The following is a 20,807-nucleotide window of genomic DNA, read 5'->3' as shown; positions in this document are numbered from 1 at the left end:
ACAAGACGGAGCCCGGCCATGAGCACGACCGAGATCGATCAATCGACGCTGCGAACGCTCCTGGTGAAGGAGCGATTGCACGAACTCGAAATGGCTTATTGCCGCGGCGTCGACCGTCGCGATCCCGATCTCCTGAGATCGATTTTCTTCGAGGACGCGATCGAGGAACACGGCGAGATGTACCGCGGCAGCGCGATGGCGTTCGTCGACTGGGTGTTCAGCGACTTCATCGGCAAGTATGAGCTCACCACCCACTATGTCCTGAATGAGTGGTACAAGGTGAACGGCGATTTCGCCGAGGGAGAGACGCATCGCATCTCTCACCACCGGGTCCGGCATCCCGATCAGATCGAGACGGTGGCCGCATGCCGGACCTTCAACCGCTACGAATGCCGGAATGGTGTCTGGAAGATCGCCTATCGTGGCGTCGTCCGGGATTGGATCTACCAGCGCCCGTTCGATCCCGCCCTGTTCGAGGGAACCTACGCCATGACTCTCAGCAGGCCGAATGAAGGCGATCGCTCGTACGAAGTACTGTCTCTGTTCGGACGGGGTCCGATCGACGGGTAGGCTGACGGCTGATCACTGACCTCGGTGCCTTCACAACAGGGGCCGCCGGCGATCAGGAAAGTTGCGATTGCGGTGACCGGCACTGTCGGGAACAGCCCTCCCAAGTCATAGCCGAACGCAACGAGTCGCAGCGGACTTGGCGACGAACAAATCCCCGCCCCTGCAAGGCGCCCTAAATCTCCACCCGCCACAGCCGCCACCGCTCCGGCACGCCCTTGAGCTGATGCATGCCGTGATCCCTGAAGCGGATCTGGGACGGCGTCTTCATCAAGTCCTTCACCGCGCTCGAGACCAGGACTTCGCCGGCACGCGCCTTGGCGGCGACGCGGGTGCCGATGTGGAAGGCGAGACCGACCATTTCGGTGCCGCTCATCTTGTACTCGCCCGCATGCAGGCCGACCCTGATCTCGAGGCCGAGCGTGCGCACGGCCTTCTGGATCGCGGTCGCGCAAGTGATGCCGGCGACCGGCGCCTTGAACGTCGCCAGCACGCCGTCGCCGGTCGTCACGACTTCCTTCCCGCGCGACGTCTTCAGCTCCTTGCGGACGGCGGCATAATAGTGGCCCATGACCTTGGTCCAACGGGCATCGCCGAGCTTCGCCGCCTTTGCGGTGGAGCCGACGATGTCGACGATCAGGATCGTGGCGAGCGCCTGCTTGATCTCGGCACCACGCTCGGCGGTTCGGCGCTGGTTGGCGATGGCGCCGGCCAGCGGCTCATAGCGGTGATTGCGGCGCCGCGCGATCGCGGCCTTGGCGTAGTCCTGGGCGCGTTGCACCGTGCCGCAACGGACCGTCTTCTCCTGCGGCAGGCGCGTCCAGTAGACCTTGCGCCCGTCCCCGGCACCGTGAACCTCCACGGCACCCCACTTCAGGAAAATCGCCGAGCCGACCCGCCGAACGCACCAAGCCTTCGACGTGTATCCGGACACGTTCGACTGATGAACTCCGATGCGCAGGAATTTGGGCATGAAAATGCGGCCGATGAAAAGACCGTTTGAACGTGTCCAAAGGGTAGTGGACATTCCCGCGTTGGCAACAGGGCTCCCGATCGAAGCGTGTCGAGAGTTGCTGCATCAGCAACGCCACCGACATCGATATGGGTGATCTTCTTGTGGGGCAGCGAGCAAACATCAGAACAGCAAGAGGCGATAGCGCGCGCTTCGCAGCTCGTTTCGATCCGCCCCACGATCAGCCACCATGCTCACGCGGTCCTCGGTCGAAGGTGACCGGTGAGCCTTTACTAAGGCGGGCTGGATGGTCGGAGCCGCACGTCGCGATCAAGCCGCTTCGATCCCGAAACGGTCGTTGCGGGAATCTTCACCCCACTGCCCCTGCCCGGACAAGGGAACCCGGGCAACGCCCTGTCCGGTTCCCTCGGCCGGATGAAGCAACCGTGTACGCAGACGCCGCGAATGCATTGACGCCCGGGGAGGAAATGCGCGCCAAATCTTTGCACCGCCGCTCGTTTTCCGGCTAATAGTGCCCGTGACTCCTGGCTAATCGCGGCCGGGGATCAGGGTGGCGAATTTCAGGGACTGGCGAGCGTTTTGAATTCAGGCGTATTTGATGACGATATGATCCGGGCTGGCGGCACCGCGATGAGTGCGACCGTGCACGGGCGCGATTGGGCCTCGTCTCCCCTCGGCATCATCGACAAGTGGCCCACGGCGCTGCAGGCGAACGCAGCGACGATGCTCGCGACCGCCATACCGTCCTTTATCGTCTGGGGACCGAAGCAGATCCTGCTCTACAACGATGCCTATGTGGAGCTGTTGTCGGGCCGGCACCCCGGCGCGCTCGGGCGTCCCTTCCGCGAGGTATGGCCGGAGATCTGGCCGGATCTCGAACCGCTGGTGAACCGCGCCTATCAGGGCGAAGCCCTGTCGCAGCAGAACCTGCCGCTGCGCATGCAGCGCAAGGGCTATCCCGAGGATACCTGGTTCACGTATTTTTACACCCCGATCCGGGTCGAGGACGGCAGTGTCGGCGGCTTTCTCGGGGGCTGCATCGAGAACACCGAGCCGATGCAGGCCGGCAAGGAGCTCGCGGCGGCCAACACGCAGCTCTTGCAGGAGATCACCGAGCAGCGAACTGTCCACGATGCCATCAGCCAGAGCGAGGCGCGCTATCGCGCCCTGTTCGAGGCGGTCGATGACGGCTTCTGCATCATCGAATTCTTCGACGGTCCGCACGGTCCGTTGAGCGACTATATCCATGTGGAGGCCAACACCGGCTACGAGCGGCACACCGGCATCCGCAACATCGTCGGCAGGACGGTGCGCGATCTCGTTCCGGACGAAGCCGACGCCTGGGTCGAGCTCTATCGCGAAGCGCTCCGGACCGGGCAGCCGCTTCACTTCGAGCGCGAGTTCGTGCTGGCGGGGCGCACGATCGAGATCTCGGCGTCCCGCATCGAGCCGGCGAGCCGCCGTCAGGTCTCGGTGTTGTTCCGCGACATCTCCGCGCGCAAGAAGGCCGAGACAGCGCTGCGCGCCAGCGAAGCGGTCGCGCGCGAAAACATCCAGCGCGTGCAGCTCGCGCTCGCGGCAGGCGCGATCATCGGGACCTGGCTCTGGGATCTTCCCAACGACCGCTTCACCGTGGACGAGGCCTTCGCGAGCTCGTTCGGCCTCGACCCCATGCTGGGCCGCGAGGGCCTGAGCCTCGCCCAGGTGGTCGAAACGGTTCATCCCGACGATCAGGCGGGCCTGGCCGAGGCGATCGCCAAGGCGATCAAGCGCGGTGGCCCCTACATGCACCAATATCGGGTGCGGCGCGCGGACGGCAACTACTACTGGCTGGAAGCCAACGGCCGCGTCGACCATGGACCCAACGGCGTGCCGTTGAGCTTTCCCGGCGTGCTGATCGACGTCGAGAACCGTCGCGCGCTGATCGAGGAGCGCGACCGCGCCATTGCGGCCTTGCGCGCGCTCAACGAAACCCTGGAGCAGCGCATTGCCGACGGCAAGGCCGAGCTGCTGCGATCCGAAGAGCTGCTGCGGCAGTCGCAGAAGATGGAAGCCGTCGGCCAGTTGACGGGCGGGTTGGCCCACGACTTCAACAACCTTCTGGCCGGCATGTCGGGCAGCCTGGAATTGATGAACGTGCGCATCAAGCAGGGCCGGCTCCATGACGTGGAGAAGTACATCCTGGCCGCGCAAGGAGCCGTGAAACGCGCGGCCTCGCTCACGCATCGCCTGCTCGCATTCGCGCGCCGCCAGACGCTCACGCCGAAGGCCACCAACGTCAACACCCTCGTCGGCGGAATGCTCGATCTGATCCAGCGCACCGTCGGTCCGGGAATCGAAGTGCAGCAGGTCGGCGCGACCGGGCTTTGGACTGTTCTGGTGGACGTGCCGCAACTGGAAAGCGCGCTCCTCAACCTCTGCATCAACTCGCGCGACGCGATGCCGAACGGCGGCAAGATCACGATCGAGACCGGCAACCGCTGGATCGACCGCATGCAGTCGAAGATCCACAACGTCCCGGAAGGGCAATACCTGTCGCTATGCGTGTCCGACACCGGCACCGGCATGGCGGCGGACGTGATCGCCAAGGCGTTCGATCCGTTCTTCACGACCAAGCCGATCGGCCAGGGCACCGGGCTCGGGCTTTCCATGATCTACGGTTTCGCGCAGCAGTCCGGCGGGCAGGTCCGCATCTATTCGGAGGTTGGCCAGGGCACGATGGTCTGCATCTACCTGCCGCGCCATCGCGGGCCGGCCGAGGAAGACCAAGCGGGCCCCGATGCGACCATCATTCCGTTCGCCGAAACCGGCGAGACCGTTCTCATCGTCGACGACGAACCCACCGTGCGCATGCTCGTCACCGACGTGCTGGAAGATCTCGGCTATACCGCGATCGAGGCTGCGGACAGCGTCGGCGGCCTCAGGGTCCTGCAATCGGACGCGCGAATTGACCTTCTCGTCACCGACGTCGGGCTGCCGGGCGGCATGAACGGCCGACAGCTTGCCGATGCCGGCCGCGAGAAGCGCCCCAATCTCAACGTGCTCTTCATCACGGGGTTCGCCGAGAACGCTCTGCTCAACAACGGCCAGCTGGAGCCCGGCATGGCCGTGCTCACCAAGCCGTTCGCGGTCGACACGCTGGCCGCCCGCATCCGCGAGTTGATCATCAAGGAAAAATAAGCCGCCCGGTCCGGATCGGCTTTCGGTGACGGGCGAACGGCGCCCGCCGGCGCTTGCTCAACTCGCCTTCTTGACCCGCGATCCCCTGAGGAAGTCGGAAAACGCGCGCAGGGTCGCCTCCGACACATGGTGCTCGATGCCTTCGGCATCGGCTTCCGCGGCCTCCTTCGGCACGCCGAGCGCGAGCAGCATCTCGAGCACGAGGCGATGGCGCGCGCGGACGCGGGTGGCGAGCGCTTCCCCCTTCTCGGTCAGGAAGATGCCGCGATAAGGACGCGCCGTCGCCAGATTCTCGCGCTTCAGCCGCGCGATCGTATTGATGGCGGTGGGATGCGACACCCCGAGCCGTCGCGCGATGTCGGTGGCGCGCGCCTCGCCGGTCGATTCGATCAGGTCCGCGATCAGCTCGACATAGTCCTCCAGGATCGCGGTCGAGCGCGCCGTGCGGGCCTTCCCGAAGCGGCGCGCCTGCGCCTGCTCCGTCGGGAGGGCGTGCGGCGGCGGCTTGCGGGGTGGAGAAGCCTTTCGGCGCGTTGGAGAATCCGTGCTCATCGCCCGCGAACCATGAGCCCCGCGGCAGGACATTGCAAGCCAGCCGCCCGGCCGCCCGCCTGTTGCAACAGCTTCGCAATTGCATCTTGACACCGTGGCCGCCATCGTCCCATTTGTAGCCTTAGCTACATGTTGACGCCCTTGCTAAACCACGGAGGGCGCCTCGGAGGTTGGGATGCGTGTTCGCGTTGTTCGCCGGGCCCTGCTGGGCACGACGTCGGTCGCCTTGATCTGCCTGCACGGGATCGCAAGCGCCCAGCAGGCCGCTCCTGCCCCGACCGACGGCGCGGTCGCAGCCCCCGCCGCCCCGGTGCCGCCGGCCGCTCCCGCGCCATCCGATGCTTCAGCGCCGCCGGCGCAACCGCCGACCCCGCAGGCAGGCGCGCCCGCTGAGATCGACATCCCCCAGGTGACGGTCGAAGGACGCCAGCCGAAGGCCACTCGCCGCGCGACCCGCGACATACCGGCCCGGCGAACGGCATCCGCACCGGCGGCCGCACCCTCGCCGCCTGCTGTCGCATCCGATGCTTCCCCGTTCACGCCGTCCGCGCTGAGCGGAAACCAGATCCAGTCCAGCACGAGCCCGAGCTTCGGAAACCTGTTCTTCACCGCGCCCGGAGCGACGTCGGCGGGTCTGTCGACCCAGTCGTCCCGCCCCGTGCTGCGCGGCCTGTCCGATGCCAAGGTGAGGATTCAGGAGAACGGCATCGGCAGCGTGGATGTCTCCGACATCGCGCAGGATCACGGCGTTCCCCTCGATCCGCTGGCGCTGCAGAAGACCGAGGTGTTTCGCGGGCCGGGCGCGCTGCGTTTCGGCTCGCAGGCGGTCGGCGGCATCGTCGATGTCACCAACAACCGGATTCCCACCGCGGCACCCGCCGGCGGAATGGCTGCGGAGCTGAGATCGGCGATCACGTCGGTCGACAGCGGCTGGGAAAGCGGGCTGCTGCTCGATGCGGGCGCCGGCAACGCCGCCGTGCACGCCGATGTCTACGGCCGCGGCGCGCAGGATTACCGTATCCCCAGCTATCCCTATCTGGTGCCGCCGAGCCCGGCACCTTCCTTCAACGGACGCCAGCCGAATTCGGCGACGCAGAGCGCGGGCGCGGCAATCGGCGGCTCCTACCTGTTCGATGGCGGATATGGCGGCCTGTCGATCTCCCGCTTCACCAGCGACTACCATGTCCCCGGCATCGCGTCGGCCGACAGCCAGCAGCACAACGATCTCGAACAGACCAAGATCATGAGCAAGGGCGAGTATCGCCCCGACGCGGCCGCGCTTGCCGCCGTCCGCTATTGGCTCGGCTATTCGGACTACCGCCACGACGAGATCGATCTCAACCAGACCGCGTTCGGGACCTTCCAGACCATCGGCGCGACGTTCAAGAACCGCCAAACCGAGGGCAAGGTGGAAGTCGAGAGCCGGCCCGTGGCGACGCCGCTCGGCGCGCTCACCGGCATCATCGGCGTCCAGGGCGCTTATCAGCGCCTCGACACGCTGGGCCAGGCGATCCTGCTGCCGGCACAGACCACGACCGCCGCCGGCTACGTCTTCGAGGAAATGCGGCACACCGACACACTGCGCAGCCAGTTCGCCGCGCGCATCGAGTCCGTCGACGTCGCCGGCACCTCGTTCGGGTTTCCGTCGAACTACCTGCCCCCGCCGAACGACCCGGCGAGCGCGCCGTCGCGGTCGACCTTCCTGCCGACGAGCCTCAGCGCCGGCCTGATCAAGGACCTTCCGTCCTACCTGCAGGCGAGCCTGACGCTGCAGCGGATCCAGCGCGCGCCGCGCGCGCTCGAACTGTTCGCGAGCGGACCGGACGATTCGGAGAAGACCTTCAAGATCGGCAATCCCGAGCTGACGCTGGAGACCGCCAACACGGTCGAGGTCGGACTGAAGCGGACCCGCGGCGACGTCAGGTTCGATGCGAACCTCTATTACACGAAGTACGACAAGTTCATCTTCGGCCAGGCGACCGGCAATTTCTGCGGCGCGACGTTTGCGAGCTGCGTGGCGGGCGGCAGCGGCGATTACATCCAGGTCGCCTATTCCCAGCGCGACGCCATCTTCCGCGGCGGCGAATTGTCATGGCAGTCGGATGTCTCCCCGCTCTCCGGCGGCATCTTCGGGCTCGAGGGTCAGTTCGACATGGTGCGCGCGACCTTCACCGACGGCACCAATGTGCCACGCATCCCGCCGATGCGGCTCGGCGGCGGCGTTTATTGGCGCAGCGACGACTGGTACGCGCGGCTGAACCTGCTGCACGCCTTCCGGCAGAACGACTTCGCGCAATTCGACACGCCGACCGACGGCTATAATCTGCTCAAATTCCAGATCGAGCATCGGCAGCGGTGGACGGACTCGCCCTGGGGCGCCGTGGACCTCACGACCGGCCTCATCGGCGACAACCTCCTCAACGCCGACATCCGTAACTCCGTGCAGTTCCACAAGGACGAGATCCTGCAGCCGGGCCGGACGGTCAAGCTGTTCCTCAACGTCAAGTATGGCGCCGACGCACCCGCGACGACACGGATCGGCACCGCCCGCGATCGCGACGCGCCGTCGATCTTCCACCGGGCTCCCGCCACCGCAGCGTGGGACTGGAGCGGCTTCTACGCGGGCGGCAACGCCGGATATGCCTGGGGGGCGGCGCGGACCTATGCGGGCTTCATCGACACCGCGAGCGAGACGCCGCTCTTCGGCGAACGTCCGCGTGCGACGCTCGACCATGCCGGCCTCGGCGTGCAGGGCGGCTACAACTGGACCATGGGCCGGATGGTGGCAGGCATCGAAGGCGATCTCGCTTACCTCAACCAGCACGGCCAGTCCTCGACAACATGCCCGGGAGCGGCCTGCAACGCCGCGCTGCTTCCCGTGGACGCCATGACCACGGCGAGCATGAACTACCGGCTCGACTGGATGGCCTCGCTCCGCGGCCGCGTCGGCGTCGCCGTGACGCCGGCCACCCTCGCCTATGTCACGGCCGGCGTTCCCTTCGGCACCGTAAGCTCGTCAGGCACCGTGTCGGGCTTCACCACGACCGGCGCCGCAACGACGACGCCCTTCAACATCGACACGTTCCGCTTCGGATGGGCCGTGGGCGCCGGACTGGAAAGCCGCCTGTTCGCCAACTGGACCGGGAGGATCGAGTATCTGCACTCCGACCTCGGCTCGTTCCGCGCCACGCCGGGCCCGGCCGCCGGCGTGGCGACGTCCTTCGACGCCGACGCGCAGATCCGGATCGACGCGGTCCGCATCGGCCTGAACTACAAGTTCGGCGCGGCGAACGTGCAGGACTGACGCCGGAAGCGCCGGCCCTACTTGACGGTGAAGCGGATCTGCAGCCTGACGACGATGGTGCCGCCGAACATGTCGGGCGGCGCGGGGAACGGCTGCGCCCGCTTCAGCAACGCGATCGCCTCGCCGTCGAGCGCGTCCGAGCCCGAGCTTTGAATCACCTGGGCGTCTCCGACGATGCCGTTGCGGTCCAGCGTGAAGCGGACCTGCGTGATGCCCTGCACGCGCCGCGATCTCGCCGCCTCCGGGTAGCGCTTGTTGCGCTCGACCACGGCCACGATCTGCGAACGCCAGGTCGCGACCGCCTGCGACTGCTTCTGATCCGGCTGTCCCTGGGTCGGCGCCGCAGCCGCCGGCGCGATGCGCTCCGACATCGCCGGTGGCGCAGACGTGGCCGCCGCGGCCTGCTGCTCAGGCGCGGCGTCGGGCTGCGCCTTCGTGCGCGCATCGACGACGGCCTCCGGATTGACGGCCTGCGGAAGCTCGAGTGCATCGTCCGGCTGCGCGGTCTCCTGCGCCGCCTCCGGGCGGGCCTCCGACATGACCTGCTCCGGCCCGGGCGGGATATCCGTCGGTGTCGCCGCCGGCGCGGCAGGCAGCGGCGCGAGATCGACGACCAACGCGCCGGATGGCTCGGCCGGATCGACATCGTCGGGCCGGTGCCACGTCAGCAGCGACGCCGCAAGGGCGCTGTACAGGGTCAGGACCGCGAGACCGCTGAAGGTCCAGCGCTTCAGGTCCGACGCGTCTTCCACGGCGAGCCGCGTCATGGTTCGGCCGTCTGCTCCAGCCCGACCAGGGCCACCTTCAGATAGCCGGCGGCTCGCAGACCATTCATGACCTTCATGATCTCGCCGTAGGGAACCATCTTGTCGCCGCGAAGAAAAATCCGCGTGTCCTTCTGCCCATTGGTGGCGGCATCCAGCATGCCGGAGAGCGTCGCCCGGCTCACCGTCTCCTCGCCAAGGGATAGCGAGAGGTCCGGCTTGACCGTGAGATAGACCGGCTTGTCCGGACGCGGATGCGGCTGCGCATTCGAGGCCGGCAGATCGACGGAGATGTCGACCGTGGCCAGCGGCGCCGCCACCATGAAGATGATGAGGAGCACGAGGATGACGTCGATGAACGGCGTCACGTTGATGTCGTTCAGTTCGGCCAGATCGCCGCTGGGCTGATTGATGTTGACCGCCATCGGATCACTCCGCAGCCGCCAGCTTCGGCCGCCGCGCGAGAATCGCGCCGCCGTCGAGGTCACGGCTCGCGAGGCGCGCGATCTCCAGCGAACTGTCGCCGAGCAGCGCGCGATAGGCGCCGATCTGGCGCGTGAACAAATTGTAGATCACGACCGCCGGAATCGCGGCGACCAGCCCGAGCGCCGTCGCCAGCAGCGCCTCGGCGATGCCGGGCGCAACCACCGCCAGGTTGGTGGTCTGGGATCGCGAGATGCCGATGAAGCTGTTCATGATGCCCCAGACCGTACCGAACAGGCCCACGAAGGGACCGGTTGCCCCGATCGTCGCCAGAACGCCGGTGCCGAACGCGATGCGCCGGCTCGCGGCCGCCTCGATCTGCTGCAGGCGGGAGACGATCCGCCCCTTGATACCCTCGCGGTCCATTCGATCCGTACTCAGGTCGAGCTCGGCGGCCGCGCCCTCGAGCAGACGCACCACCGGGCCTTCGCGCACGGTCCGGACGGCTTCCTTGAGGCTCCGCACCGCCGCGAGTTCGCGCAGGGCCCGGCCAACGCTGCGGCGCGCGTTGATCAGCTCGATCGTCTTGGACAGGAAGACCGTACAGGTGACCAGCGTGGCGAAGGCAAGCCCGACCATGACCGCCTTCACGACGATATCGGCCTGCATGAACATGCCCCAGGGGCTGAGGTCGCGAGGAAGCGTGACGGCCGCGACCACCGCACTCTCGCCCCCCTGCTGCGCGAGCGCAGGCCCGATCGCGGCTATCAGGCCAATCACGGCGAGGGCCGGACGGCCGGCGGCGGCATTCGCGGTCCAGCCTGCCGAACCCGAACGACGGCGCGCAAGTGTACGGAATTGCATCGAATTCAGCCCTTTCAACGATCCATCCTGATGTCTACACGTCATTATGTAGCATCGCCTACATCTTGCTGCAAATGCTAAGACGCCCGAGGCCCCGGCGCCGGCGCTGGGCAGCGCTGCGGAGCATGAAGACCATCCGATGGAGAATTCCGTGATCGCGGGGACGGCGGAGGCTGTTTCTGCAGTTGAAGAAGCGTGTTCCGAACGCGGCGCGGCCAACCGGCCTCACGGTCCGGCGCGATGCCGGGCGAGGTCAGATCGCCGTATAACCGCCGTCGGCGTTGATGCATGCGCCGGTGATGACCGAAGCCTTGTCGCTGGCGAGGAACGCCACGACCTCGGCGATCTCTGCGGGCTGTGCCAAACGCCCCGTGGGCTGACGCGCCAGCATCACCTGACGCGTCGCCTCGGGAAGCTTCGCCAGCAGCGGCGTCTCGACATAGCCGGGCGAGACGCAATTGGCGCGGATGCCGCGCCTGGCATAGGTCAAGGCAACCGAGCGGGTCAGATTGACCACCGCCGCCTTCGCCGCCGAATAGGCATTGCTGTTTTCCTGGCCGACATGACCGAGGATCGATGCCATGTTGACGATGGCGCCGCCGCCGGTCGCCAGCATCGCGCCGGCCGCGAACTTGTTGCAGATCGCAACGCCGGTGAGATCGACGTCGATCACACGCCGCCAGTCGGCGAGATCCAGTTCATGGATCGGCGCCTTGCGCTCGGGAATTCCGGCATTGGCGACGAGAATGTCGAGCCGGCCGAATTGCGTCACCGCCGCCTGCACGAGGGCGGTAACGCTGCTCTCATCGGTGACGTCGGCTCGATGAAACAGGGTTTCGAAACCGCCAGCTGCGAGTTCGGCTGCGAGCGCAGCACCACTCTCGGCGAGATCACCGAGCACGACTTTGGCGCCCTCGGCCGCGAACAGGCGGGAGATCGCGGCTCCGATTCCGGAGCCGGCGCCGGTGACGATCGCGACCTTGTCCTTCAGCAGCAATGGTCCCTCCTGCCCGGCCGGTTGCCCGCCGGCCTTCAATTCTTCTCGAAGCCCGGCCGCGGGATCACACCCATGATCGTCCGGGTGAAGCCGCCGTCAACGACGATCTCCTCACCGGTGATGTAGCTTGCACGCGCGCTGGCGAGAAACACGACCGCATCGGCGATGTCGGCCGGCGTGCCGATGCGGCGGGCCGGCACCAGTGCCCGCCGCGCGTCATGCACGCCCGGCGACTGATAGATCGCCTCGGTCATCGGCGTGCGGATCATGCCGGGACTGACCACATTGCTGCGCACGCCCTGCGGGCCCCACTCCACGGCCAACTGGCGGGACAGCATGACGACGCCGGCCTTGCTCGCGCTGTAGGCGCCGCTGTAGCTCTGGGGGAAGGATGCCGAAATCGACGCGACATGGACGATGGCACCGCTTCCCTGCGCCAGCATCGGCTCGCCAAACACCCGCGCGCAGCGCAGATAGCCCGTCAGGTTGAGCGACAGAATGCGCTCCCAGTCGGCGAGGCTGACGGCATCGAGACCGCCAGGCAACATGGTGCCGGCATTGTTGACGAGGATCGCGGCGCGACCGACCTTTGCCGTGATCTCGCCGGCGACACGCGCGACGCTGTCGTCACTCGTGACATCGCAGGTGAAGAACTCGGCACGGCCGCCGCTGCCGCGGATCTCCGCCGCGACGGCGGAGCCGGTCTCATCCCGATCGAGCACGACCACATGAGCGCCGACGGCGGCAAGGCCAAGGGCGATGCCGCGTCCGATGCCGGCCCCGCCGCCCGTCACCACGGCCACGTCAGACGACAGATCGATCCATGTCATGCAGCACTCCGTGCGTCAGGAGGACGAGCCGGCCAGCGACGGCAGATCGACCCGGCGGATCAGGCGGTTCTCCTGGGCGACGATGAGAGGCCCGGACGCCTTGAGATAGGCCGGCCAGTCCGGATCCTTGTCGCGCGCCCCGTGCCGGCGCTCGAACTCGCCCATGTCCGGGAAGCCCCAGAGATGCGTGATCTGGTTCAGCGGCCCGACCGCGCTCGTGAACATGCCGATCGGCCGCCCCAGATATTTGAGCTGGACCGGCATGGCGAGCCGGTCGAACACATCGATGAACTCAGGCATCTTGCGCAGGGCGATGGTGTAGACGCGCAAATCGACGATGGCATGCTCGATCATCTGTTGTCCTCCCGCGACGCGATCAACTCCGCACCAGCGCGCAGTTGCCTTCCGCGATGGGCCGGAATGCTTCGGCCGCATCGAGCGTCGAGACCAGATTATAGACGTCTCCGGTCGATTTGCTGTCGGCGGGTTTCTTCACCTCGAACAGATAGGCCGGATGGATCTTGCGTCCGTCGGCGCGGATCGAGCCCGGGCCGAAACAATCGTCGTCAGTGGGCATCTTCTTCATGAGGTCGACGACGTCACGACCGCTGCGCTTGGCCTGCTCGACGCCCAGCTCCTTCACCGCCTTGAGATAGTGCAGCACGGAAGCGTAGTCGCCGGCCTGGCTCATGTTGGGATAGGTGTTGGCGGCGAGGCGCGGCTTCACCCGGTTCATGAAGGCGCGGGTACGGTCGTTCAGGTCCCAATAGAAGGTCTCCGTCAGCGACAGGCCCTTGGCCGTCGACAGGCCCATGCCGATGACGTCGGTGACGTAGCCGACCAGGGCCGCCATGCGCGTGCCGCCGTGATCCAGCCCGAACTCCTGCGCCTGCTTCAGGCAGTTGATCAGCTCGTTGCCGGAATTGGCGAAGGCGATCACGTTGGCGCCGCTCGACTGCGCCTGCAGCAGGAAGGACGAGAAGTCCGAGGTTGCGCCGAAGGGATAGCGCACCGAGCCGATCACGGTGCCGCCGGCGGCCTTGACGAACTTGGCCGCGTCCGCTTCCGCCGCGTGGCCGAACGCGTAGTCCGCGGTGACGAAGAACCATTTCGAGCCGCCGGTGCGCACCAGCGAGGTCGCGGTGGAGTGGGCGAGGCACCAGGAGTCCCACGACCAGTGCACGAGATTGGCGCTGCAGTTCTTCCCGGTCAGGTCGGACGAGCCGGCGGTGGTGACGAGCGCGACCTTGTTCTTGTCCTCGATCAGGTATTTCGCGCCGAGCGCGATCGAACTGTTGCCGACGTTCTCGATGACGTCGACGCCGTCCTGGTCGAACCATTTGCGGATGATCGAAAGACCGACATCCGCCTTGTTCTGATGGTCGGCGACCAGGATCTCGACCTTAATCGACGGATTCGACGCCATGAATTCGGCCGCGGCCTGCTGCGCGCATGCGACCGTGGTGGGTCCCGACACGTCGCGATAGATGCCGGACATATCGGTAATGACGCCGATGCGGATGGTGTTGTCCGCCTGCGCCCGCGCCAGGCGCGGCGCCAGCGTTGCCGCGATGCCGGCACCGACAAGACCGCGTCGGGTGATGCTCATGTCGTTTCTCCCTCACTGCCCGCCGTTCCGGCCCGGGCCATTGTTGATCTGATTGACGATGAAGTTCAGGCGTCTTGTCCGGCCAGATGCCGGCCGGTGATGTAGCCGAAGGTCATGATCGGCCCGAGCGTGATGCCCGCGCCGGGATAATTGCCGCCCATGATCGAAGCGCGGTCGTTGCCGACGGCGTAAAGTCCGCCGATCGCGGTGCCGTCGCGGCGGACGACGCGGCCGACCACGTCGGTGGTCAGTCCGTCGAAGGTGCCGAGATCGCCCATGATGATCTTCAGCGCGTAATAGGGCCCGGCGCCGATGGGAGCGACATTCGGGTTCGGCTTGTGCTCGGCATCGCCGAGGTAGCGATTGAAGGCCGTGCTGCCGCGCTTGAACGCGGTGTCGACGCCCTGCCCCGCGCCCAGATTGTAGTCGCGGACCGTTGCTTCCAGCCCGTCGGCGTCGATCCCCGCATGCGCGGCGAGCTCGCGCAGCGTCGCACCACGGCTGAGATAGCCGTTGCGCACGAAGATGCCGACCGGCACCGGCGCCGGCTTGGCATAGCCGAGGCCGTACTTCCGGATGGTGGCGTGATCGCAGATCAGCCAGGCCGCGGTCTCCTCGCCGCCGGCGCCGTCTTCAATCATCGCGGCGCCGACGTCGTGATAGGAGTTCGACTCGTTGGTGAAGCGGCGTCCCCTGCGGTTCACCGCGATCACGCCGGGCTTGTAGCGGTCGACCAGATGCGGAAACGCGCCGGTCCGATCGCCGAGCGGCACACGCGATACCGGCATCCAGGCAGCAGCATTCGCAAAGCGGATATCGCAATTGCCGCCCACCTCCTCCGCCATGCGGATGCCGTCACCGGTATTGCCTTCGGGCGTCGGCGACAGATGCTCCCCGCCGCGGACAAGATGCGGATAGGCGGCGGCGATGCGCGCCTGATCGTGCGGGAAACCGCCGCTCGCCAGCACCACGGCGCGGCGCGCCGTGATCCGGTACTCACCCTTATCATCGCCGACGAGCGCGCCGGTGATGGCGCCGTTCTCGCTGAGCAGCCGCTTCGCCGGCGTTGCCGTGAGCAGGGGAATGCCGAGGTCGAACACGGTCTTGGCGAGACGCGCCGCCAATGCGTTGCCGCTGGTGATCTTGACGCCGCGGCGGTACAGCGCGAGATCCTTGATGTGGCTCGCCAGCCGCTTGGCGACATAGATCGCCGAGGTGAGCGAGCTGGTCACGCGGAAGAAGTGCTTCAGTTCGTCGTTGGACGAATTGAACATCATCCCGATGAAGGTGATGGTTTCGAGCGGAGGCCGCAGCCTGCGGATCTCCTCGCCCAGCGCCCGGGCGTCATAGGCCGCCGCCGTGACCGAGCGGCCCAGCTTCGCGCCGCCCTCGACGTCCGGATGATAATCGGGATAGGCGGACAGGACGAATTTCGCTTCGGTCTCCCGCTCGAAGAAATCGAGCATGCGCGGGCCGGCGTCCAGAAAGGTGTCGATCGCCGCGTCATCGAAATGGTTGCCGGTCTCACGCTGAAGATAGGTGCGCGCCGCCTCGCGGCTATCCGCGACGCCGGCATCGCGGGCATGCCGGTTGCCGGGAATCCAGAGCACGCCGCCGGAGAAGGCGGTGGTGCCGCCGAAATAGCGGTCCTTTTCGATGACGATGACGTCGAGGCCGGACTTCCGCGCCGTGATCGCGGTGGACAATCCGCCCGCGCCGGAGCCCACGACCAGCACGTCGCACGACAGATCGCGCTGCGGTCCCGGCATCGGCGTCTCCTCCCGTGTGGCCTGTTGCGCCGTCCCGTTGCTGCGTCGGGACATGCGTGGGCCTCTGGATAGGAGCGGACACGGCCGCCGCCAATGGACGAAACTCGCTTTGTATTGTACTTTTCATAGGTGCGGCGCAGCGACCGGCGGATTGCCTGCAGACGCCGCCGGGAGAGCTGCGACATGATCCCGCATTACTTCTTGTACGAGGAAGCCGCGCCCAAGGTCGAACCGTCGTTCCTCCATATCGAACCGATCCCGGTGCGCAGCGGCCGTCACGATTGGACAATCCGGACGCATACGCACCCCGACCACCACCAGATCCTGGTGATCAGCAAGGGCGGCGGCGCCATCGAGGCCGAAGGCGTGAGCTGGGACGTGCCGCCGCCGTCGCTGGTGATCATCCCCGCGCTCACGATCCACGCCATCCGCTTCAAGCCCGACACCGACGGCTATGTCATCAATGTCGCGCCGCCATTTTTGCAATCGGCGCTCGACCACGACGCCGATCTCGTCGAGGGCTTCCGCATGCCGGTCCGCTTTCTCCCGGAGCAGATCGGCAGCGACATCGACCTCGTCGGCCTGTTCGCCTCGCTCGAACACGAATTCGTCTGGTCGGCCCCGGGACGCCGCTCCGCCATCAAGGCCTATCTGCAACTGCTCGCGGTGACCGTGCGCCGGCTGCTCGGACAGGAGCGCGACCGCCCGGTGTCGAGCGCACGCGACGCGGACACCGTGATGCGCTTTCGCGAGCTGGTCGAACGGCACTATCGCACGCACCCGCCGCTCGATTTCTACGCGCGCGAGCTCGGCGTGACCGCGGCCCGCCTCAATGCCTGTTGCCGGATCACGACGGGCAAGCCGTCGCTGGCGCTGATCAACGACCGCCTGCTCACCGAGGCCAAGCGCAACCTGCTCTATTCCGACATGAGCGTGAACGAGATCGGCACTGCGCTGGGCTATGCCGACCCGGCCTATTTCAACCGGTTCTTCTCCCGCAATGTCGGCTTGTCGCCGGGTCGCTTCCGGGATCGCCTACTGCCGGGCGAGCGTCGCGCCGGCGCCAATTGAAACGCTGCGGGCGAGGCCTCCATCTGCTCGGCGCTCAGGATGTTCCGTGGTGAGCGCCCGAGTGCCTAGAACGTGCCGGCCATGGTGACCCGGAACGTCAGCGGCTCGACCGGGTGCAGCACATAGTCCATCACGCCGTTCTGGCAGACCGCGGTGGGCGCGGTGCCCGCCGTGCAGAGGTTGTAGAGCGTGTCGGTCTTGAGCAGCGAACCATAGGCGTAGGTGATCTGGTTCGCCTTGGTGTTGAAGAGATTGAGGACGTCGAGCTGGATGCGCCAGCCGTTGTCGATGCGATAGCCCACACGGCCGTTGAAGATGCTGGTCGGCGAGGAGCGGAACGCATTGTCTTCGGTCAGTGGGCTCGACGCGAGATAGCGCCAGCGCAGGCCGCCGAACCAGCCGGTCTTCTCGCCGAGGGTGATGCCCGCGGACGCCACCATCGGCGGCGCATTCGGAATGTAATTGCCGGGCGCATTGCCGATCTGCGCCGCGGGATAGCCGGCGAGCGAGGCGTAGAGCTCCGCCTGCTCGTTGTCGAAACCCCGAAAGCGGGCGTGCGTCATGGCGAGGTCGGCGTCGATGTCGATCCATGACCGCGGCCGATAGTGATTGGTCCACTCGAAACCGTAGCGGCGGCTGGCGCGGGTCGCCTCGGTGTTGCCGGCATCGCCCGAGAACAGGATCTCCGAATCCTGGTCGAGGATGAACAGGCTGAGGGAACTGTCGAGACCGGGAATGATCCCGGTGCGAACCCCGACTTCCGCGCCCCGGGTGCGGACCAGCAGCGGCGACGGCGAGAGCTTCGTGGCGGGATCGCCGGGGTCTTCGGTCGTCGTCGCCCCGCGTGCATCGTTCGAATGCATGCCGTAGCCGGCGCCGAGGAAGAATTCGGTCCGGTTGAAGGGACCGATGACCATCCTGAATTTCGGGCTGCCGAGCGCGGCGTTCACCCGGCCCGAATTGTTCGAATCGTACAGCGAGGTGACGTCGGCGCCATAATAGTCGCCGCGCCAACCGATCGTGGTCCTGAGCCAGTCGGTCCAGCGGACGGTGTTCTCGGCATAAACGCCGACGCTGCCCTCGCCGACCTTGTCGCTGCGGATGTTCGAGAGGAAGCCGCGCTGGAAGGTGTTGGTGAGCGCCAGGTCGATCGCGTCATAACGCGACTGCAGGCCGAAGGTGGTCTGCATCGGCAGGCCGGCGAAGGAGCCGTTCAGCGTCCGCGAGATGTTGGCACCGGCCATCAGCCGGTCGTCATGCTGGTGGAACTGGTCGCCGAGCACGGGATCGCCGAGATAGTAGGTGAAGTTGTTGAAGAGATCGAGCTGGCTCTTCACGACATAGGCATTGGCCCTCCACGAGCCGAGATCATCGCTCTGCGCGATGCGCCCCGACAGCGCGAAACGGTTGGTGTTGCCGCCGTCGGTCGGATCCTCCGAACCGTACCGGTCAATGAGGCCGCCGGTGATCGCGCGCTGCGGCACCTGGTCGGTGGAATTCCATCGGTTGGCATAGGCCATGCCGGTGACGGAGACGCCGTCGGTCGCGGTGCCCTGGCTGTAGCGCACGAGCCCGTTGAGCTTGCGGACATCGTCCGGATTGTCCCAGGGACCGTTATAGGTCCCGACCTCGCCGGCGACGAGCAGCGAGCCGTCGCCGACCTTCGCCGAATCCATGCCGAGCAGGCGGCGATAGCCGAAGCTGCCGGCGGTCAGTTGCGCCAGCCCCTTCTCGGTGCGGTCGATCAGGCCGATGCGCACGGAGCCGACCGAGGCGAAATCGCCCTCGTCGGCGAAATAGGGTCCCTTGCGCACGTCCATCGTGCCGATGGTTTCCGGGATCAGCCAGTTCAGATCGGCATAGCCCTGACCGTGCGCGTGGGTGCGCATGTTGACCGGAACATCGTCGACATAGATCGCGAGATCGGTGCCGTGATCGAGATTGTAGCCGCGCAGGAAATACTGGTTGGCTTTGCCTTCGCCGGAATGCTGCGTCACGATCAGGCCCGGCACGGCCTCGAGCGCTTCTCCCGGGCGCGTCACCGGGCGCGCGTTGAGCTCGTCGCCGGTGAACGTCATCTCGCTCGCCATGCTCGGCGGCCCCTTCGCGCCGGATGCAATGCCGGCCGCGCTGGATGCCGGCGCTGCGGCCGGCTGCGCCGTGGCACGGCCCTGCGTTACAGCGGGGCTGCCCGCTCGTCGCTGCGCCGGCGGCTTCTTCTGGCGCCGCGCCTCGCCGCCTGTCACCCGGACCGGGGGCAGTTCGTGCGGAGAACCCGCATCCTGCGCGAACCCGTCGGCGCCATCGGCCATGAAGAACAAGGCCGAGAGCGCCGTCAGCGCGCCATAGCGCCGGCCGCGCGAGACGAACCGCGCCTTCCCAAACGACGATCTTGCCGACTGCCCCATCCAACCCGCCACCGAGTATGACGTTTACTTAGAACTATCATACTTTGGAAAGCAAGAGCCGGGCCATTCTGGATCTCGGGTGCGGCTTCGAACGGAGTGACAAGCCGCTTTCGCGCGCGGCGGGAATGAGCGCGGCGACCGGCGGTGACGGTCGATCGGTCCGGCAGGCCCAGTGGCCTGATGCGAGGCGGCGCACGCGTGCCGCCGGCGACGGCCGCTGCAGCGGCACGCCCCCTGGATCGTGCTTCAGCCGTGATAGGCGAACAGCTCGATCGGCTCGCTGAAGCCCCGCACCGGATGCTCGCCGACGCGCTCGAGATCGAACTCGTCCCTGACGAAATCGGCGAACGCCCGCGACAGCAGCACGGGCCGCCCCAATTGCTTGGTGAGCGTTTCGAGGCGCGAGGCCATGTTGACGGCGGGACCGATGACCGTGAAGTCGAGCCGCGTGCTCGATCCTATATTGCCGTACATCACGTCCCCGACGTGGACGCCGATGCCGTAATTTAGCGGCGCGCGGCCTGTCCCGTTGTTTCTGTCGTTCAGGGCGGCCATGCCCTGCCGGGCCTCGGTCACCGCGCGCAGCAGGTTCGCGCAAGCGAGGGGATCATTGAGCGGAAAGATGGCGAGCAGGCCATCGCCGATGAATTTGAGGATCTCTCCGCCGTGCCGCACGATCGGCTCCGACATGGCGTCGAAATAGTCGTTGAGGAGATCGATGACGTCGTCGCGCGGCCAGTTGTCCGAGATGCGGGTGAAATCGCGCAGGTCGCAGATCATGATCGCGGCGCGCACCGTCGTCCCGCTGCCGCGCCGCGTGGCGCCCGCCAGGATGAGCTCGCCGGCATGAGATCCGACATAGGTTTCAAGCAGGGTGCGGGCCAGCCGGTTCTTGATGCGGATTTCGCTCACGAGCGCCAGCACCGGCAGCAACTTCTTGAGAGCAGCGATGTGCGAATCGTCGAACCCGCCGGGACGGCTGGTCGCAAACGTCACGAGGTGCCGCTTGCCGAGCGTGTGGTAGAGCGGCCACGCCACGTAGTCGGTCAGGCCCATTGCCCGCATCTCGTCATAGAGTGCATGCTTGCGGCCGAGCGCCGGATCGCGCTCGAGATTCTCGCGCACCTCGGTCGCTCCGTCCTGCAATTCATTGGCCGGACTGCCGATGAATTCGGACCGCTCGCGCACGTCGTAGTCGACCCGCTCGATCTTCGCGTCATGCATGCCGTCAGCCCACATGAACCGGGCGCCGAGCCATTGCGGATGATGAATCAGGACGTGAAGCGTTCCCCGCTTGACGGGAATACCGGCCTGCTGCAGGCGGATGCACATGCCGGCGAAGATGTTGTCGATGAAGCGCTCGTCGCGCGTGCCGTTGGTCAGCCAGTCGACGACACTATCGGCCTGCGTGGTGGGAACCTTGTCGATTGACGGCGCGTCCATATCCTGCCTCTGGGCGGGGTCTTGCATCACCGCAGATATCGTGTTCCTGCGCC

Annotated in this window: 16 protein-coding genes; 4 read left to right on the top strand and 12 right to left on the bottom strand. The window is 66.5% G+C overall.

Going from position 1 to position 20,807, the window contains the following annotated elements:
* Window positions 1–18: 18 nt before the first annotated feature.
* Window positions 19–570 carry a nuclear transport factor 2 family protein gene (locus QM712_RS02470; RefSeq protein ID WP_415021445.1) on the top strand — a complete coding sequence of 184 codons (552 nt, stop codon included), beginning with the start codon at window positions 19–21 and terminating at the stop codon, window positions 568–570.
* Window positions 571–742: 172 nt separating this feature from the next.
* Here QM712_RS02470 and QM712_RS02465 read toward each other — a convergent pair whose 3' ends face one another.
* Complete coding sequence (locus tag QM712_RS02465; protein ID WP_415021444.1) at window positions 743–1,540, bottom strand: adenylate/guanylate cyclase domain-containing protein; 798 nt, start codon at window positions 1,538–1,540, stop codon at window positions 743–745.
* A gap of 606 nt (window positions 1,541–2,146) precedes the next feature.
* Here QM712_RS02465 and QM712_RS02460 point away from each other — a divergent pair.
* Entirely contained in the window at window positions 2,147–4,720 is a 2,574-nt protein-coding gene (locus tag QM712_RS02460) for an ATP-binding protein (protein ID WP_415021443.1), read from the top strand.
* A gap of 57 nt (window positions 4,721–4,777) precedes the next feature.
* Here the strand turns inward: QM712_RS02460 and mntR are convergent, their stop codons facing one another.
* On the bottom strand, window positions 4,778–5,272 hold the full coding sequence (mntR, locus tag QM712_RS02455; RefSeq protein WP_415021442.1) for a manganese-binding transcriptional regulator MntR: 495 nt from the start codon (window positions 5,270–5,272) through the stop codon (window positions 4,778–4,780).
* 175 nt (window positions 5,273–5,447) lie between these two features.
* On the opposite strand from mntR, the gene QM712_RS02450 reads away from it, so the two are divergent.
* Complete coding sequence (locus QM712_RS02450; protein WP_415021441.1) at window positions 5,448–8,576, top strand: TonB-dependent receptor domain-containing protein; 3,129 nt, start codon at window positions 5,448–5,450, stop codon at window positions 8,574–8,576.
* A gap of 17 nt (window positions 8,577–8,593) precedes the next feature.
* Here the strand turns inward: QM712_RS02450 and QM712_RS02445 are convergent, their stop codons facing one another.
* From QM712_RS02445 to QM712_RS02410, 8 genes are all read right to left on the bottom strand, one after another.
* Window positions 8,594–9,343, bottom strand: coding sequence for a TonB family protein (locus tag QM712_RS02445; RefSeq protein ID WP_415021440.1), 750 nt, complete (start codon window positions 9,341–9,343; stop codon window positions 8,594–8,596).
* Window positions 9,340–9,765, bottom strand: coding sequence for a TonB system transport protein ExbD (gene exbD, locus QM712_RS02440; RefSeq protein ID WP_415021439.1), 426 nt, complete (start codon window positions 9,763–9,765; stop codon window positions 9,340–9,342). Before exbD ends, QM712_RS02445 begins: the two co-directional genes overlap by 4 nt.
* A 4-nt stretch (window positions 9,766–9,769) precedes the next feature.
* The gene (exbB, locus tag QM712_RS02435) at window positions 9,770–10,627 is read right to left on the bottom strand and encodes a tonB-system energizer ExbB (protein WP_415021438.1); all 858 of its coding nucleotides are present in this window, start codon (window positions 10,625–10,627) and stop codon (window positions 9,770–9,772) included.
* Window positions 10,628–10,880: 253 nt separating this feature from the next.
* Window positions 10,881–11,624: an SDR family NAD(P)-dependent oxidoreductase gene (locus QM712_RS02430; protein WP_415021437.1), complete on the bottom strand. Its 744-nt coding sequence runs from the start codon at window positions 11,622–11,624 to the stop codon at window positions 10,881–10,883.
* Window positions 11,625–11,659: 35 nt separating this feature from the next.
* Complete coding sequence (locus tag QM712_RS02425) at window positions 11,660–12,454, bottom strand: SDR family NAD(P)-dependent oxidoreductase (RefSeq protein ID WP_415021436.1); 795 nt, start codon at window positions 12,452–12,454, stop codon at window positions 11,660–11,662.
* A gap of 15 nt (window positions 12,455–12,469) precedes the next feature.
* Window positions 12,470–12,808 carry an NIPSNAP family protein gene (locus tag QM712_RS02420; protein WP_415021435.1) on the bottom strand — a complete coding sequence of 113 codons (339 nt, stop codon included), beginning with the start codon at window positions 12,806–12,808 and terminating at the stop codon, window positions 12,470–12,472.
* A gap of 22 nt (window positions 12,809–12,830) precedes the next feature.
* Window positions 12,831–14,063, bottom strand: a complete 1,233-nt coding sequence (locus tag QM712_RS02415; protein WP_415021434.1) for an ABC transporter substrate-binding protein — start codon at window positions 14,061–14,063, stop codon at window positions 12,831–12,833.
* A 65-nt stretch (window positions 14,064–14,128) separates the two neighbouring features.
* Window positions 14,129–15,832 (bottom strand): FAD-dependent oxidoreductase, encoded by a 1,704-nt coding sequence (locus QM712_RS02410; protein ID WP_415021433.1) that lies wholly within the window; start codon window positions 15,830–15,832, stop codon window positions 14,129–14,131.
* A 183-nt stretch (window positions 15,833–16,015) separates the two neighbouring features.
* Between QM712_RS02410 and QM712_RS02405 the strand changes: the two genes are divergently transcribed.
* Window positions 16,016–16,903 (top strand): helix-turn-helix domain-containing protein, encoded by an 888-nt coding sequence (locus QM712_RS02405; protein WP_415021432.1) that lies wholly within the window; start codon window positions 16,016–16,018, stop codon window positions 16,901–16,903.
* A gap of 65 nt (window positions 16,904–16,968) precedes the next feature.
* Here QM712_RS02405 and QM712_RS02400 read toward each other — a convergent pair whose 3' ends face one another.
* Together QM712_RS02400 and QM712_RS02395 are read right to left on the bottom strand one after the other, a co-directional pair.
* Window positions 16,969–19,215: a TonB-dependent receptor gene (locus tag QM712_RS02400; RefSeq protein WP_415021689.1), complete on the bottom strand. Its 2,247-nt coding sequence runs from the start codon at window positions 19,213–19,215 to the stop codon at window positions 16,969–16,971.
* A gap of 342 nt (window positions 19,216–19,557) precedes the next feature.
* A complete protein-coding gene (locus QM712_RS02395; RefSeq protein ID WP_415021431.1) occupies window positions 19,558–20,754 on the bottom strand; it encodes an adenylate/guanylate cyclase domain-containing protein in 1,197 nt (398 codons plus the stop codon).
* Between the last annotated feature and the right edge of the window lie 53 nt (window positions 20,755–20,807).

Source organism: Bradyrhizobium sp. (genome assembly GCF_047605465.1).
Lineage (GTDB): Bacteria > Pseudomonadota > Alphaproteobacteria > Rhizobiales > Xanthobacteraceae > Bradyrhizobium.
The sequence above is the reverse complement of the archived record's forward strand: the minus strand, read 5'-3'. Positions and strand labels throughout refer to the sequence as shown.

Excerpts from the sequence above, each read along its gene's own strand:
- QM712_RS02470 (WP_415021445.1), top strand. The coding sequence starts at position 19 with ATGAGCACGACCGAGATCGATCAATCGACGCTGCGAACGCTCCTGGTG.
- QM712_RS02465 (WP_415021444.1), bottom strand. The coding sequence starts at position 1,540 with ATGCCCAAATTCCTGCGCATCGGAGTTCATCAGTCGAACGTGTCCGGA.
- QM712_RS02460 (WP_415021443.1), top strand. The coding sequence starts at position 2,147 with ATGATCCGGGCTGGCGGCACCGCGATGAGTGCGACCGTGCACGGGCGC.
- mntR (WP_415021442.1), bottom strand. The coding sequence starts at position 5,272 with ATGAGCACGGATTCTCCAACGCGCCGAAAGGCTTCTCCACCCCGCAAG.
- QM712_RS02450 (WP_415021441.1), top strand. The coding sequence starts at position 5,448 with ATGCGTGTTCGCGTTGTTCGCCGGGCCCTGCTGGGCACGACGTCGGTC.
- QM712_RS02445 (WP_415021440.1), bottom strand. The coding sequence starts at position 9,343 with ATGACGCGGCTCGCCGTGGAAGACGCGTCGGACCTGAAGCGCTGGACC.
- exbD (WP_415021439.1), bottom strand. The coding sequence starts at position 9,765 with ATGGCGGTCAACATCAATCAGCCCAGCGGCGATCTGGCCGAACTGAAC.
- exbB (WP_415021438.1), bottom strand. The coding sequence starts at position 10,627 with ATGCAATTCCGTACACTTGCGCGCCGTCGTTCGGGTTCGGCAGGCTGG.
- QM712_RS02425 (WP_415021436.1), bottom strand. The coding sequence starts at position 12,454 with ATGACATGGATCGATCTGTCGTCTGACGTGGCCGTGGTGACGGGCGGC.
- QM712_RS02420 (WP_415021435.1), bottom strand. The coding sequence starts at position 12,808 with ATGATCGAGCATGCCATCGTCGATTTGCGCGTCTACACCATCGCCCTG.
- QM712_RS02415 (WP_415021434.1), bottom strand. The coding sequence starts at position 14,063 with ATGAGCATCACCCGACGCGGTCTTGTCGGTGCCGGCATCGCGGCAACG.
- QM712_RS02410 (WP_415021433.1), bottom strand. The coding sequence starts at position 15,832 with ATGCCGGGACCGCAGCGCGATCTGTCGTGCGACGTGCTGGTCGTGGGC.
- QM712_RS02405 (WP_415021432.1), top strand. The coding sequence starts at position 16,016 with ATGATCCCGCATTACTTCTTGTACGAGGAAGCCGCGCCCAAGGTCGAA.
- QM712_RS02400 (WP_415021689.1), bottom strand. The coding sequence starts at position 19,215 with ATGGCCGATGGCGCCGACGGGTTCGCGCAGGATGCGGGTTCTCCGCAC.
- QM712_RS02395 (WP_415021431.1), bottom strand. The coding sequence starts at position 20,754 with ATGGACGCGCCGTCAATCGACAAGGTTCCCACCACGCAGGCCGATAGT.